Below are 15,111 nucleotides of genomic sequence, written 5' to 3'. Positions count from 1 at the left end.
ATTGCCATGCTTTAATTACCTTTGCGTAAAATTTTAAACATTTTGGTTTTAAGAAAGTTTGTTCCCGCTTATTTGGTTTACACGGCTTTGCTTGCTGGTGTAGCTACGCTATTGAAACATTTTTTTCCTCAGGCAATTGCTAGCCAATTTTGGTTGGTATTTGGATTTTTGGCAGGTTTAACCTTTATAGCTTATTTATTAGCTTATTTGGGTATTCAGAAAAAACCGGAGATTGGTGTTTTTGCCATTTTGGGAGCAGTAATTATCAAAATGTTATTCGCTATGTCTTTTGTGCTGATTTACAGCTTAAAACAAACTAAAGGGGATATGGCATTTGCGCTTAATTTTTTTCTTTATATTTATTGTTTACCCTCTTTGAAATATTAGGTTTGTTGCGTAACTTGCGCCACCAAAATAAATAGTAAAAATCTGCGAGTAAATGGATTATAACCGAGTTTTTGTGTCAAAAGTTAGAAGAGTAATTGTTGTTTTTGCGCTTTTTTCTGCGTTTTTAGGATTTAGAACTACTGCTTTTGCGCAAACTGATAGCGTGAGTGCTCATGGTCATGAAGTGGCTGCTCCAGCTACACATGCTGAGGAACATGCGAAAGAAGAAAAAGGTTTCGATATTACCTCTTTTATTTTTCATCACATTAGCGATAGCCACTACTTCACTTTGTTTGGTCATGGAGATCATGGTGTGCATTTGCATTTGCCAATTATCTTGTGGACCGACAATGGTTTGGTAACTTTCAGCTCGTCGGCTTTTCAGTTTGATGATGCGGGTAAAGTTGTGGTAGAGAAAAACGGTCAACGTTTTGCTATTGCTCATAATAAAATCTATTACGCTAACGCAACTGCAGATGCGCATGGTTCTTACGTTTCGCATGTAACTAACCAAAAAGGCGAAGAAACGATTACTAACGTTCGTCCCCTAGATTTTTCAATCACTAAAAACGTATTCAGTATGTTGTTGTCAATTATCGTTTTGGTAATTGTATTTACAACGGTTGCTGCTGGTTATAAAAAGAGAGTTGGCAAGGCGCCAAAAGGAATTCAATCTTTCTTAGAGCCGATTATTCTTTTTGTGCGTGATGATATTGCTAGACCAAACTTGGGTCATAAATATGCTGCTTTTATGCCTTATTTGTTATCTGTGTTTTTCTTCATCTGGTTAAACAATATGTTGGGTTTGGTTCCTTTCTTTCCGGGAGGTGCTAACGTAACTGGTAACATTGCTTTAACTGTCGTTTTGGCCGCTTGTACTTTCTTGATTACAACTTTTAAAGCAAATAAATATTACTGGGGGCATATTTTAAACCCTCCTGTGCCTTGGTGGTTAAAACCATTAATGATCCCTGTGGAGATTTTCGGTATGTTTACTAAGCCTATCGCCCTAGCTATCCGTTTGTTCGCAAACATTACGGCAGGTCACATCTTGGTGATGTCTCTACTATGCTTAATCTTTATTTTTAACTCTTATGCTGTAGCTCCAGCTTCAATTTTCTTTGCGGTATTTATCGGATTAATTGAATTTTTGGTAGCCTTTATACAAGCATTTATATTTACTATTCTATCAGCCTTATTTATTGGTATGGCGGTAGAAGAACACCATTAATTAGAACATAATTGTTAAACAATAATAAATAAATCAGAAAAATGACTGGAACATTAGCTGCAATCGGCGCAGGCTTAGCTGCAATTGGCGCTGGATTAGGTATCGGTAAAATCGGTGGATCTGCAATGGAATCTATTGCTCGTCAACCAGAAGCCGCTTCAAAAATTCAAACTGCTATGCTTATCGCTGCTGCCTTTATTGAGGCTGTTGCGTTATTCGCAGTAGTAGTTTCTTTGATCGCAAAATAATCAAAGAGAAATTTTAAGATAAGCACCTTCTCGGGGTTGCCGTTAAGGTGCTTATTTAAAACGTTTAACATTAAAAAATATTAAATATATACAATGGATTTATTAATTCCTGAAGTTGGTTTATTAGTTTGGAATACGATTGCATTCTTAGTATTGGTGTTTTTATTGGGCAAGTTTGCTTGGAAACCAATCATGAAAGGCATTAGCGACCGTGAGCAAAGCATTGATGAGGCTTTAAACAAAGCTGAGTTGGCTAGACAAGAGATGGCTCGCTTAAGCGCTCAGAACGAAGAGTTAATGAAACAAGCTCGTGAAGAACGTGATCAAATCTTGAAAGAAGCGAAAGCTTTAAAAGATGGTATTGTGAACGAAGCTAAAACTCAAGCGCAAGCAGAAGGAGCTAAGTTAATTGAGAAAGCTCGTATCGAAATTGAGAACCAAAAGAAAGCTGCTTTGGCAGAATTAAAAGGTCAAGTTTCGGCTTTGTCTTTAGATATCGCAGAGCGTGTTTTACGTACGCAATTAGACGATAAAGCTAAGCAACAAGAGTTGGTTAACAATTTGTTAAAAGACGTTGAATTAAACTAAATAGGTTATGGGTTGTGAGTTATGGGTTATGAGTGCCCGCAACTAACAATAGGTAACTCGTAACACAAAGATATGTCAAGTAAAGCAGGAGCTAGGTACGCAAAATCATTGTTAGATCTTTCTAAAGAGCAAAACGCTGTAGAAGAAGTGAAGAATGATATGGTGTTTTTTGAGCAAATAGTTGATGGTAATTCTGAGTTAGAGGCTATCCTTAAAAACCCTATTGTGCCTTTAGATAAAAAGCAAGGGATTTTGGAAGGCGTTTTTGGCGGTAAAGTACATGCCATTACCAATAGCTTTTTCCAATTGGTGGTTAAAAAGGGCCGTTCGGCAATATTGTTTGATACTGCTAAACAATTTGTGCAACAGTACAATGCCATTAAAGGTATTGTAACTGCAGAAGTAACTTCGGCAAGTGCTTTAACTGATGCTAACAGAACTGAAGTAGTTAACTTGGTTAAAAAAGAATTAGGTGCTAGCGAAGTGGTGGTAGTGGAAAAAGTTAATCCAGATTTAATTGGCGGTTTTATCTTGAAAGTTGGCGATAGACAATTTGATGCCAGCATTGCCAGCGGTTTAAATAAACTGAAAAAGGAATTTGCTAACTAGTAGTGAGATTTGAGTATTGTGTATTGAGACTTTGAAGGTACTACAATGACAAAAGAACTACAGCAATAACAATTATAAACCCGATTGAAACGTAAATCCTGTTTGTCATCCTGAGCTTGTCGAAGGATAAAACAGATTGAAGTGTAAAGCGGGACTGAAATAACAAAAGAGTAAGAGATTACATTTTACAAAAAGATATCAAAATAACATAAAATTATGGTAGAGGTAAGACCAGACGAAGTTTCGGCAATTATCAGACAGCAATTGGCCGGCTTCAAATCAGAAGCTGAACTAGAGGAAGTTGGTACTGTATTGCAAGTGGGCGATGGTATTGCTCGTGTTTACGGCTTAACTAAAGTTCAAAGTGGTGAGCTTGTTGAGTTTGCTAACGGTTTGCAAGGAATTGTATTGAACCTTGAAGAAGATAACGTAGGTGTGGTATTGTTAGGCCCATCAGACGAGATCAAAGAAGGTGATACCATTAAACGTACTAAGAAAATCGCTTCGATCAAGGTTGGAGAAGGAATGCTTGGTCGTGTGGTAAACACTTTAGGCGAGCCAATTGATGGTAAAGGACCTATCGCTGGTGCTACTTACGAAATGCCTTTGGAGCGTAAAGCGCCTGGGGTAATCTATCGTCAGCCAGTAAACGAGCCCCTACAAACTGGTATCAAAGCTATTGATGCAATGATTCCAATTGGTCGTGGTCAACGCGAGTTGGTTATTGGTGACCGTCAAATTGGTAAAACTGCGGTTTGTATCGATACGATTATCAACCAAAAAGAATTTTACGAAGCAGGTAACCCTGTATTCTGTATCTATGTAGCTTGTGGTCAAAAAGCAAGTACAGTAGCAAACGTTGTACGTACTTTAGAAGAAAACGGTGCAATGGCTTATACTGTGGTTGTAGCTGCTTCTGCTGCTGAACCTGCTCCATTACAATTCTATTCTCCATTTGCAGGTGCTGCAATTGGCGAGTTTTTCCGTGATACTGGTCGCCCGGCTTTAATTGTTTATGATGATTTATCTAAACAAGCTGTGGCTTACCGTGAGGTTTCTTTATTATTGAAACGTCCTCCAGGTCGTGAGGCTTATCCAGGTGACGTATTCTACTTACACAGTCGTTTGTTAGAAAGAGCTGCGAAAATCAACGCTAACGATGATATCGCTAAAAACATGAACGATTTACCAGAGTCAATCAAAGGTATCGTTAAAGGTGGTGGTTCATTAACTGCATTGCCAATTATCGAAACTCAAGCTGGTGACGTTTCTGCATATATCCCTACTAACGTAATTTCTATTACTGATGGTCAGATCTTCTTAGAGTCTAACTTGTTTAACTCAGGTATCCGTCCGGCAATTAACGTAGGTATCTCTGTATCACGTGTAGGTGGTAACGCACAAATTAAATCAATGAAAAAAGTGGCTGGTACTTTAAAATTAGACCAAGCACAATACCGTGAGCTAGAGGCTTTCTCTAAATTCGGTTCTGATTTAGATGCGGCTACAAAATCTGTACTAGATAAAGGTGCTCGTAACGTAGAGATGTTGAAACAAGCGCAGTTCTCTCCATTTACGGTAGAGAAACAAGTAGCTATTGTTTACGCAGGTACTAAAAACTTAATGCGTAGCGTACCAGTAAACAAGGTAAAAGAATTTGAAACAGATTACTTACAAGCATTAGAATTGCGTCATCCAGAAACTTTAGCAGCTTTAAAAGCAGGTAAGTTTGATGATACCATTACTGGCGTATTGGAAACTGTAGCAAAAGAAATTTCAAGTAAATACTAATTTAGTTATGAGTTGCGGGTAATGAGTTATGGGTTTTTGCCCGAAACTCGTAACTCGTAACCCGAAACTTTAAATAAAAAATGGCCAATTTAAAAGAAGTAAGAAATCGTATTGCCTCGGTGCAGTCAACTCAGCAAATTACCAAAGCTATGAAAATGGTTTCGGCAGCGAAGTTGAAGCGTGCTACTAATGCGATTGTTCAATTACGTCCTTACGCAACCAAGTTGAAAGAGATTTTAGGAAATCTTTCGGCTAGCTTAGAAGGTTCTACCTCTCCTTTTACCGAAGAGCGAGTGCCTAACAAGGTGCTAATCGTTACTGTATCTTCAAATAGAGGTTTAGCAGGTGCGTTTAATATGAACGTAATTAAGGCTACAAATAACTTAATTGCGGAGAAATATAGTGAGCAGCTTAAAAAAGGAAATGTAAGTATCGTTGCTATTGGTAAGAAGACACAAGATTTTTACGAGAAACGTGGTTACAACGTAATTGGTAATAATAACGACATTTACCAAGCGCTTACTTTCGAAAACGTAACTAAAATTACCGAAGCTATTATGGCTGGTTTCGCAAAAGGAGAGTTTGATAAAGTGGAGTTAGTGTACAATCAGTTTAAAAATGCGGCTGTACAAATTATTACTACAGAACAGTTATTGCCTTTGCCTAAGGCAGAAGGTGTAGTAGAGGTTAAAGCTTCTAACGTTGATTATATTTTAGAGCCAAACCAAGAAGAGATTGTTTCTCAATTGATCCCTAAATCAATCAAAATTCAGTTATACAAAGCAGTGTTAGATTCTCATGCTTCTGAGCACGGTGCACGTATGACTTCGATGGATAAAGCAACTGAAAATGCAGGAGACTTGTTGAAAGCATTGAAATTGTCTTACAACCAAGCACGCCAAGCGGCTATTACAACTGAGTTAACTGAAATTGTAAGTGGTGCGGCTGCGTTGAATGGATAATTAGTTCATTTGTTCAGTAGTTCATTCGGTATTAACTAACTTAAGAGATATAAACCCTTATCGTTTTCGGTAAGGGTTTTTTGTTGTTGTATTTTTAAATTCTTCTTAATTCATTACACGAAGGTTATAGGTTTTAGCTTTTAACTTTATACTTTTGACTTTTAACTTATCTGATATGAGATTTAGAATATTAATTATTGCTTTGCTGGCTATCCCAACTTTAGCTTCAGCACAAAAGGCTGGCCCAGAAAGAGATTGGACAAATGCAGTGCTATGGCAGCAATATAGTGGTGAGTATAGAGCGTTAGCCTTTCAGGCTTATAACTTTGCCAGATTATCTTTAAAAGAGGCTTTATGGGAAAATCAAAATGGTAAACCTAACTGCGTTATTGTAGATGCTGATGAAACGATTATCGATAACTCACGTTTTCAAGGCTACGAAATTCAACATGGGGTAAGTTATGTTCCTGCAGATTGGACCGCATGGACCGCCAAGGCAATGGCAGATACGGTACCTGGTGCATTGTCATTCTTAAAATTTGCCGCTAGTAAAAACGTAGAGACATTTTACGTAACCAACAGGGATGAAGCAGATCGAAAAGGCACTATTGAAAACTTAAAGAAGCTAGGCTTCCCTTATGTTGATGAGGCTCATATTTTATTGAAAAGTACCACCTCTGATAAGCAAGAGCGAAGAAATAAAGTATTGGAGAAATACAATGTGCTTTTGCTTTGTGGAGATAATTTAAGCGATTTTTCTAATGTTTTTTATCGCGAAGGAAAAGATACAAAGGAACAAGTTGATGCAAATCAGCACCTGTTTGGTACAAAGTTTATTGTGTTGCCTAACCCAATGTATGGCGATTGGGAGAAACTGCTTTACAAAGAAGGAAAATTTACTGAACAAGAGAAAGCAAAGCAGCGCTTAGAAAAGCTTAAAAGTTATTAATTTCTAGTGTTTTTATTCTAGAAATGTTATTTTTGCGCTAAACAAAATTAAAACGATTAAATCATGGATGCTAAAGAAAGAGAAAACAGCATTGATACGGCAAATCAGCCATCTATCTATATGACAATTGCAGTTGGAGTAGTAATCTGCGTAGTAGGTACCTTCTTACGTTTCGCTTTCGATGCACTTTGGCTTTCGCTTTTATCTTGGGCAATTTTAACAATTGGTACAATAATTTGCTGTAAAGGTGTTTTCCAAATCTTGGGTTCAAGTAATTCTAAACGCTAAGCCGAATAATAAGATCTATCATTTTTTGCTAGATTTTTTACAATAAAATTTTTGATTTAAAATCCCTTCATGGTTAGCCTTGAAGGGATTTTTTATGCTTTTAGGTTTCAAAACTGCCAATTGATAACTGCCAATTGAAAACTGATTTGGGTTACCTAAATCAATTTTCAGCATTAAGCATTAAACCCCTATACAAATTGTCTGCCTTAAGGAAATAGCATGCTTAAGCAATTTTGTTAAGGATGTGTTTACGACTTAAAAACGATCACAAGATGAAACCAGAAATGGAACATCTTATAGTTGAAAACAAAATCTAAAACAAGATGAAAAGACATTTTGCCGTTGTAGCATTGGCTACAATCCTATTTGCGGGCTGTAGTTCCGAACATAAAGGAGAAGCAACTGACTATGCTTCTACCGACACTATCGCTGCTGAAGCAGTTTCTAATGGTGAGTTAGTTGAAAAATTGACCAAAACTGCGGATATGCGGTTTAGGGTTAAAGATGTGCAACGCACTAAGGAAAATTTAAGTGCTACCATCAAAAAACAAGGTGGCTTAGTGATGGAGTTTAACATCAATAGTGCCATCCAAAATTCGGAGAAAGTTAAATTTAGCTCAGATTCTTTAAAAGAGATTACTTCGTACAGAACCGACGGCTATGTGGTTGCCCGTGTACCATCAGATAAATTGGATGACTTGACCAATCAGATTGCAGGCATGGCTGTTTTTGTTGATAATCAATCGCTAAAGATGGAAGACAAGAGTTTCGATTATTTAGAGAATAAACTCAAATCTGAAAATAGACAAGAAGCGGTAGCGCAAATAAAAAAGGTGGCTACTAAAAAAAGTGCAAACGTTACAAGTTCGATGCTGATCAAGGATGATTACGTAAATAAAAAAATCGAAAATCTAAATATCGACAAGCAAGTTCGTTACAGTACTATCACATTGAGTTTTTACCAAGATAATACCATTAAAACCATGATTGTGGCTAATGATAACATCTACGATTACAAACCAGATTTCTTTAGGAGATTAGGATTAAACCTAATGGATGGTTGGATGTATTTTAAAGAGTTTATTCTGTTCTTATCAAGGTTGTGGATGTTTGTTTTGGTGGGAGTGGTTGCTTTCTTTGTAATCAGGTATTACACAAGGAGACAAAGTAACAAGACATTTTTGCCGCCGCCAAGTAACTAACCTCTTCGTTATTTCGAACGAGGAACGAGGAGAAATCTTAAAGCTATTCTCAAATTGTAGAACCATTCAAAGTTTAAAGATTTCTCCTATTGTCGAAATTGACGTGCGAAAGTTAATTGTAAAATTTAAACGATACAACTTACTTCTGCTGTTAAAATCCTAACTTCATTCAACTAAACTATCATCGTTAAATGAAGAAACTTATTCTTTCCGTTGCTTTTGTTGTCTTGCTACTGCAAGCAAATGCTCAAGACAACTTTTCGTCTGTTTTTAAGCAGATCAATACCGAAGTTCAAAGTAATTCGCAGGCTTATCAAAACTTAAAAAATGCCACAGAAAAAATTGGGCATCGTTTAACGGGTTCCGCTAATGGGGCGAAAGCCGAAGAGTTTGCTTACAATCTGTTCAAATCTTATGGTTTTGAAGTAAGATATCAACCATTTGAAGTAGAAAGCTGGGATAGAAAAACATTGGCGGTAAAAGTTGGTAACGACAAGAACAGTTTATCAGCCGTTAAAGCGGTAACCTTAGCACATTCTCCTGTAAAAGCAAATGTAACAGCCGAGCTAATTGATGTTGGTAATGGTTTAGAAGCCGATTATCAACCAATAAAAGAAAAAGTTAAAGGCAAAATTGCGCTGATTTATTTGGGTGTGCTACCTGGTTCTCCAGCTGGTACCGCATCTTTGCACCGTTCAGAAAAAACGGCCATTGCTACAAAATATGGTGCGGTTGGTGTGGTCATTATTAACAAAGTTGAAAATGGGGTTTTGCTAACTGGAACGGCCTCGGTAACTGGAAAATTAATTCCAATTCCTGCGGTTTGTATTGGTTTAGAAGATGGTATGGCCTTGAAGGCAAAGTTGAAAGCTGCACCGCAATTTGCGCAAATAGACATGACCAACTTTTCGGGAATGATTAAAGCTAGAAATGTAATTGCAACTTTGAAGGGAACTAGTTTACCGAATGAGAAAATTGTAGTGGGCGGTCATTTAGATAGCTGGGATTTAGCCACTGGAGCTATAGATAATGGTATCGGTTCATTTGCTATTATTGACATGGCCAGAACCTTCAAAAAACTGAAACTACAAACTAAACGTACTATAGAATTTGTAATGTTTATGGGCGAAGAGCAAGGTTTATTGGGCTCAAAAGCTTATGTAGCCCAAGCATTAAAAGATAAAAATTTAGGTCAGGTTCGTTTCATGTTAAACTATGATATGACTAACGACCCAAAGGGATTTTCGACTACAAGAAAAGAAATGGAACCTTTGTTTAAAGGATGGGGAGCAGAAGTGGCAAAGATTGATACTGGATTTAAAAACTTATTTCAAGCAGGTGCGGGTTTACATAGCGATCATCAGCCGTTTATGTTAGAGGGCGTACCAACAGGTGGTGGTGCCGGTGGCAAATTACCAAACAATTCAGGCCCATTTTATCACTCAGATGGCGATGGTTTCCATTTGGTAGACGAGCAAGGATTGAAAAATACAGTGCGTTATTCGTCAATGCTAACTTACGCTTTGGCAAATACTGCTCAAATTCCGGTAAAAAGATTTACCAATGCAGAGTTGAAAATATTTTTGGAAAGTCAAAAGTTAAAAGAGCCACTAAAAATAGCTGGCGAATGGAAATGGGGAGATTAAGACTCCCTGTTTTTAGTTAGCAATTATCATTAACTATTAATATAACTTTCCAAAGCTGAAATAGTATGTTTCTGATCGGCAATGATAAATTTTACCACATCGCCAATAGATACCATGCCCACAGCTTTGTTTTCAGCTACCACCGGTAAATGCCTAATGTGCTTGTCGGTCATAATTTGCATACATAAATCAATGCTGTCAGTTAGCGTTACCGTAATAGGATTAGCGGTCATGGCTTCGCCAATTGGGGTATCTTTAGAAGCTTTGCCTTGTAGAACGATTTTACGAGCATAATCACGTTCCGTAAAAATACCTAGCAGTTGTTCATTTTCCATAATCAGCAATGCGCTGATATTTTTTTCTGTCATTAACTTTAGCGATTCAAGAACCGAGGTGCTTGCCGTTACGCTAAAAGTTTCTAAAGGTTTTGTACCGAAAATCTGTTGAACTGTTTTCATATCTGGCTGTGTTTGATTAATTAAATTTACTCAAAATAAATTAAAACCAAATGGTTATAGCAAATACTAGATATGTATAATTTTATCGACTTTTTCTTCCGAGGCATCTAATGTTTTCCATGCTTGGTATTTTTCTAATTCTTGGCCTACTTTTTTAAAAACAAAGCCCAAAATTACAGCATCGTCCAAAAATCCTAAACCCACTAAAAAATCTGGCACTAAATCTAATGGAGAGATAAAATAAAGTAGCGCAGCTAAAACGGAGATCATTGTGGTTTTAGGGATGGCTGTGTAAGCTCCGCTAGTGTAATCTTTAGCTAAAGAGAAAAGCAATTGCAACTGCTCCCATACACTTTTAAGTGCTCCTTTGTTCCCCTCTGCTTTTGCAAAACCCTCTTGAATTTTGTTTAAGGTTTTGCCTTTATCTTTGATTAAGGTTGCTGCAATTTTATTGAAAACAGCGTATCGCAACATTAGATTTTTGAAATTCATACAACATGTTTTTCACTAAACTATCAATAAGCATACCTAAATTATTTTACTATATGAGATAAATAGGAAAACACATAGGAACATAGGGAATATAGAAATGTGCTTAGGCGGTTGTGTAGGAAGATAAATCTGCCCTTAGGTATCTTATAGGAGGATTAAAAAACTATGTGCCTATGTGTTTAGAAAAAAATGTCATATACTTAAACTACAGCAACCTCAAAATATCATCTACATACTCCCGGTTATTCGCTAAACGAGGAACTTTATGCTGCCCACCAAGTTTTCCTTTTTCTTTTAGCCATTTGTAAAAAGTGTCTTTTGGTGCATTATGAACTTTTGGTCTGCGTAATGCCATGTCTTTGAAACGTTTGGCATCGTAATCAGAATTTACCTCACGTAAGGTGTCGTCCATTACATCAATAAATTTTTCAAAATCTGTAGGCTGCTGCTCAAACTCAATGATCCATTCGTGGCCACCAGCTTCTTCGCCACTAAAGTAAATAGGGCAGGCGGTGTAATCTTTAATTTTTGCATTCGTAATTGCGCAAGCTTTGGTTAGTGCGTTTTCGGCGTTGTCTATAATTACCTCTTCGCCAAAAGCATTGATAAAATGTTTGGTTCTGCCAGTAATTTTTACCCTAAAAGGAGATAAAGACGTAAAATGAACGGTATCGCCAATCATATAACGCCATAAGCCGCCGTTAGTGCTGATAATGAGGGCATAGTTTTTATTCAGTTCTACTTGGTCTAATGATAACGTTTTAGGATTTTCATCTTCCAGGTTCTCTAACGGTAAGAACTCGTAATAAATACCGTAATCCAACATCAACAATAATTCGTCTGAATGAGATTGATCTTGAATACCGAAGAAACCTTCCGATGCGTTGTAAGTTTCCAGATAATACATATCTGAAGAGGGGATAAGCTCCTTAAACTGTGCTCTGTAAGGGGAGAAATTTACCGCTCCGTGGAAATAAGCTTCTAGGTTTGGCCAAACTTCTAAGAGGTTTTTTGTTCCTGTCATTTCCATCACTTTTTTGGCCAAAACAATAGTCCAAGTGGGTACGCCAGAAATGCTAGTTACATTTTCTTTGATGGTTGCTTCGGCCATACGGTCTATCTTTTCCTCGTAGTTGTCCATCAAGGCAATAGACATATCTGGCGTTCGGTAATATTCTGCCCAAACGGGTAAGTTTTTAATCAGTACGGCAGATAAATCTCCAAAATGGATATCTTCGCAAAGCTGATTAATTTGATGGCTGCCGCCTAAAACCAAGCCTTTGCCAGTAAACATCTGCGCATTTGGCCTATTATTGCAGTAAATGGAAAGCATGTCTTTTCCACCTTTAAAGTGGCATTCTTCCAAAGCTTCTTCAGATACTGGAATAAATTTACTTCTATCGCTAGTGGTACCCGATGATTTGGCAAACCACTTAATTTCTGAAGGCCAAAGGATATTTTGTTCGCCCTGCAACATCCGTTCTATGTAAGGCTTTAGCGTGTCATAATTTTGTATCGGTACCCGTTCTTTAAACTGCTGAACGGTTAAAATAGACTTATAGTCGTAAAGTTTTCCCCATTCGGTATTTTCTGCACTAGAAATTAAGGTGTGCAACCATTCATCCTGAACATCTAATGGGTATTTCATAAAAAGCTCAATCTGATGGATCCGCTTTTTCATATACCAGGTAAAAATTGAATTTACTATCGCCATCAGATTTCCTTTTATAGATTTTTCTTACGTAGAACGAAGTTCGAACCTAAATAAACCTTTCGTACCATTTCGTTGGCTGCCAATACTTCTGGCGTTCCCGATTCTAGTATTTTTCCTTCAAAAAGTAAGTAAGCTCTATCGGTAATAGATAAGGTTTCTTGTACGTTATGGTCGGTAATTAAAATACCAATATTCTTCTTTTTAAGTTTAGCAACAATGCTCTGTATTTCTTCTACCGCAATAGGATCTACACCAGCAAAAGGTTCATCCAATAGTATAAAATTAGGGTTTGCTGCTAACGCCCTGGCAATTTCCGTACGTCTACGCTCGCCTCCAGAAAGTAAATCTCCACGGTTTTTTCTCACTTTGTGCAAGCTAAACTCATTAATCAGTTCTTCCAGTTTTTCCTTGCGTTCTTCTTTGTTCAGTTTGGTCATTTCTAAAATGGCCATAATGTTGTCTTCTACGGTTAACTTACGGAAAACACTAGCTTCTTGCGCCAAATAGCCAATCCCTTTTTGCGCTCGGCGATACATGGGATCTTTGGTAATATCTTCGCCATCTAAAAATATATTGCCCTCATTTGGCTTAATTAAGCCTACAATCATGTAGAACGATGTAGTTTTACCCGCTCCATTTGGCCCCAGTAAGCCCACAATTTCTCCCTGGCTAACTTCAAATGAAACATCGTTAACAACGGTACGCTGTTTATATTTTTTTATGAGATGCTCGGCTTTTAGAATCATTTATATTTACGATTTACGATTTACGATTTACGATTTGGCAAAGTTAAGTCGATGATGACCTTAAACCTTTAGCTTTTTACCTTAAACCTCCATCTTAATTCCCTTTATATTTAGTTGTAAACGTTTTTTGTCTTTCCAGTTATTTTCTTCTATGGTATAACAAATAGAAAAAGGCTGGTTTGGTTTTAACAATTTTTCAAATTCGCCAAGGTTAAAGCCAATAGCTTCAAAAATAGCTGAATTTTGTTGTTTTACATTTATTTTTAGATGATTTGTACCTACAATTTGTGGTGTACCTACAAATGTGATATTCTTGGTGCAAAATACCGGTGCCATATTTTGTGGTCCAAAGGGGGCCATTTGCGAAAGTACCCTAAAAAACTTACCGTTGATTTGGGCCAAATCTATCTCTGTATCGATGTTTATTTCTGGGATTAATAAAGCTGGATCGATGCTTTTAGACACAACTTCTTCAAATCTATCTGCAAAAATGGAAAGGTTTTCTGGTGCAATGGTTAAGCCTGCGGCATATTTATGCCCGCCAAACTGGATCAGCAAATCACTGCATTCTACCAAAGCTTCATACAAATCGTAACCAATCACAGACCGAGCGGAACCAGTATAATTGCCGTTAGAATGGGTAAGTACAATGGTTGGTCGGTAGTATTTTTCTGTCAGTCGAGAAGCCACAATTCCAATCACACCTTTGTTCCAACTTTCGTGAAATACCACGGTAGTTTTGCGGTTAATCAACACTTCATCTTGTTCAATAATGGCTAGGGCTTCTAAAGTAATATCCTTATCAAAACTTTTGCGTTCGGTATTTTGCAAATTAATAAGTGCACTTTGCTCGTCGGCAATAAATTCCTCTTGGCTCAGTAGCATTTTTACGGCTTCGTTAGCGTGCCCCATTCGCCCTGCGGCATTAATGCGTGGTGCTAACATAAACACCACGTCCATAATCGAATAGTTTTCTGTTTTGCCAGAAATTTGCATCAAAGCTTTTAAGCCTGTAGATGGATTTTCGTTCAGTTTCAACAAGCCATAGTAGGCCATTACACGATTTTCATCTACAATTGGAACAATATCGGCAGCAATGCTTACCATGCACAAATCCAAGTATCTTTCGTAAAGTTCATCGGGTAAATCTTTGGCCATACAATAAGCTTGTGCTAGTTTAAAGCCAATGCCACAGCCAGAAAGTTCCTTAAACGGATATTCGCAATCTTCACGTTTGGGGTCTAAAACCGCCACGGCATCGGGTATGTCTACGTCTGGCAAATGGTGGTCGCAAATAATGAAATCGATACCTAAAGAATTTGCATAGGCAACTTTATCATTAGAGCGAATGCCGCAATCTAGCGCAATAATTAAATGGAACCCGTTGGCCTTTGCGTAGTCAATGCCTTGGGTCGAAATTCCGTAACCTTCGCTATGCCTATCTGGTATGTAATAGGCAATATTTTTGGTAAATTGATGAAAAAACTGATAAGCCAAGGCTACGGCAGTAGTTCCATCCACATCATAATCGCCATAAATTAAAATGCGTTGTCCTTGGGTAATTGCTACATCAATTCTGTTAATAGCAGTTTCCATATCCTTCATTAAAAAAGGATCGTGTAGGTGGGCTATTTGAGGCCTAAAAAAATGTCTAGCTTCTTCAAAAGTGGTAATTCCCCTGTTCGCTAAAATTTCAGCCAAACTTTTGTCTATGGTTAACTGATGGGCCAATTCGTCAATTACCTCACGATTTGCATTTTCATTATGTACCCACCTTTTCTCCATATTTTATTTGTCTTT

The 15,111-nt window shown here is 37.4% G+C and carries 16 protein-coding genes; 11 read left to right on the top strand and 5 right to left on the bottom strand.

What is annotated here, in order from left to right; genetic code table 11:
- Window positions 1–21 precede the first annotated feature (21 nt).
- From OVA16_RS02580 to OVA16_RS02530, 11 genes are all read left to right on the top strand, one after another.
- Entirely contained in the window at window positions 22–387 is a 366-nt protein-coding gene (locus tag OVA16_RS02580) for a hypothetical protein (protein WP_267763361.1), read from the top strand.
- Window positions 388–460: 73 nt separating this feature from the next.
- Complete coding sequence (atpB, locus tag OVA16_RS02575) at window positions 461–1,618, top strand: F0F1 ATP synthase subunit A (RefSeq protein WP_324288483.1); 1,158 nt, start codon at window positions 461–463, stop codon at window positions 1,616–1,618.
- Window positions 1,619–1,659: 41 nt separating this feature from the next.
- Window positions 1,660–1,866: an ATP synthase F0 subunit C gene (gene atpE, locus OVA16_RS02570; RefSeq protein ID WP_010601523.1), complete on the top strand. Its 207-nt coding sequence runs from the start codon at window positions 1,660–1,662 to the stop codon at window positions 1,864–1,866.
- A gap of 93 nt (window positions 1,867–1,959) precedes the next feature.
- Entirely contained in the window at window positions 1,960–2,454 is a 495-nt protein-coding gene (locus OVA16_RS02565; RefSeq protein ID WP_267763359.1) for a F0F1 ATP synthase subunit B, read from the top strand.
- A 72-nt stretch (window positions 2,455–2,526) separates the two neighbouring features.
- Window positions 2,527–3,063, top strand: a complete 537-nt coding sequence (atpH, locus tag OVA16_RS02560; RefSeq protein WP_267763358.1) for an ATP synthase F1 subunit delta — start codon at window positions 2,527–2,529, stop codon at window positions 3,061–3,063.
- Between the two features lie 216 nt (window positions 3,064–3,279).
- A complete protein-coding gene (atpA, locus tag OVA16_RS02555) occupies window positions 3,280–4,854 on the top strand; it encodes a F0F1 ATP synthase subunit alpha (RefSeq protein WP_267763357.1) in 1,575 nt (524 codons plus the stop codon).
- Window positions 4,855–4,934: 80 nt separating this feature from the next.
- Window positions 4,935–5,816 carry an ATP synthase F1 subunit gamma gene (gene atpG, locus OVA16_RS02550; RefSeq protein WP_267763356.1) on the top strand — a complete coding sequence of 294 codons (882 nt, stop codon included), beginning with the start codon at window positions 4,935–4,937 and terminating at the stop codon, window positions 5,814–5,816.
- A 175-nt stretch (window positions 5,817–5,991) separates the two neighbouring features.
- Window positions 5,992–6,765: a 5'-nucleotidase, lipoprotein e(P4) family gene (locus OVA16_RS02545; protein WP_267763355.1), complete on the top strand. Its 774-nt coding sequence runs from the start codon at window positions 5,992–5,994 to the stop codon at window positions 6,763–6,765.
- 63 nt (window positions 6,766–6,828) lie between these two features.
- Window positions 6,829–7,053, top strand: a complete 225-nt coding sequence (locus OVA16_RS02540) for a hypothetical protein (RefSeq protein WP_267763354.1) — start codon at window positions 6,829–6,831, stop codon at window positions 7,051–7,053.
- A 323-nt stretch (window positions 7,054–7,376) separates the two neighbouring features.
- The gene (locus tag OVA16_RS02535; protein ID WP_267763353.1) at window positions 7,377–8,255 is read left to right on the top strand and encodes a DUF4349 domain-containing protein; all 879 of its coding nucleotides are present in this window, start codon (window positions 7,377–7,379) and stop codon (window positions 8,253–8,255) included.
- 191 nt (window positions 8,256–8,446) lie between these two features.
- Window positions 8,447–9,901: a M28 family peptidase gene (locus OVA16_RS02530; RefSeq protein WP_267763352.1), complete on the top strand. Its 1,455-nt coding sequence runs from the start codon at window positions 8,447–8,449 to the stop codon at window positions 9,899–9,901.
- 29 nt (window positions 9,902–9,930) lie between these two features.
- Here the strand turns inward: OVA16_RS02530 and OVA16_RS02525 are convergent, their stop codons facing one another.
- The 5 genes from OVA16_RS02525 to recJ all read right to left on the bottom strand — a co-directional run bounded on the left by OVA16_RS02525 (window position 9,931) and on the right by recJ (window position 15,096).
- A complete protein-coding gene (locus OVA16_RS02525; RefSeq protein WP_267763351.1) occupies window positions 9,931–10,359 on the bottom strand; it encodes a CBS domain-containing protein in 429 nt (142 codons plus the stop codon).
- Between the two features lie 66 nt (window positions 10,360–10,425).
- Window positions 10,426–10,851, bottom strand: a complete 426-nt coding sequence (locus OVA16_RS02520; protein ID WP_267763350.1) for a YkvA family protein — start codon at window positions 10,849–10,851, stop codon at window positions 10,426–10,428.
- Between the two features lie 205 nt (window positions 10,852–11,056).
- On the bottom strand, window positions 11,057–12,565 hold the full coding sequence (locus OVA16_RS02515; RefSeq protein WP_267763349.1) for a GH3 auxin-responsive promoter family protein: 1,509 nt from the start codon (window positions 12,563–12,565) through the stop codon (window positions 11,057–11,059).
- A gap of 11 nt (window positions 12,566–12,576) precedes the next feature.
- Window positions 12,577–13,311, bottom strand: a complete 735-nt coding sequence (lptB, locus tag OVA16_RS02510) for an LPS export ABC transporter ATP-binding protein (RefSeq protein ID WP_267763348.1) — start codon at window positions 13,309–13,311, stop codon at window positions 12,577–12,579.
- A gap of 81 nt (window positions 13,312–13,392) precedes the next feature.
- The gene (gene recJ, locus OVA16_RS02505) at window positions 13,393–15,096 is read right to left on the bottom strand and encodes a single-stranded-DNA-specific exonuclease RecJ (RefSeq protein ID WP_267763347.1); all 1,704 of its coding nucleotides are present in this window, start codon (window positions 15,094–15,096) and stop codon (window positions 13,393–13,395) included.
- Between the last annotated feature and the right edge of the window lie 15 nt (window positions 15,097–15,111).

This window comes from Pedobacter sp. SL55 (genome assembly GCF_026625705.1).
GTDB lineage: Bacteria > Bacteroidota > Bacteroidia > Sphingobacteriales > Sphingobacteriaceae > Pedobacter.
This window is presented reverse-complemented; position numbering and strand designations above follow the sequence as displayed.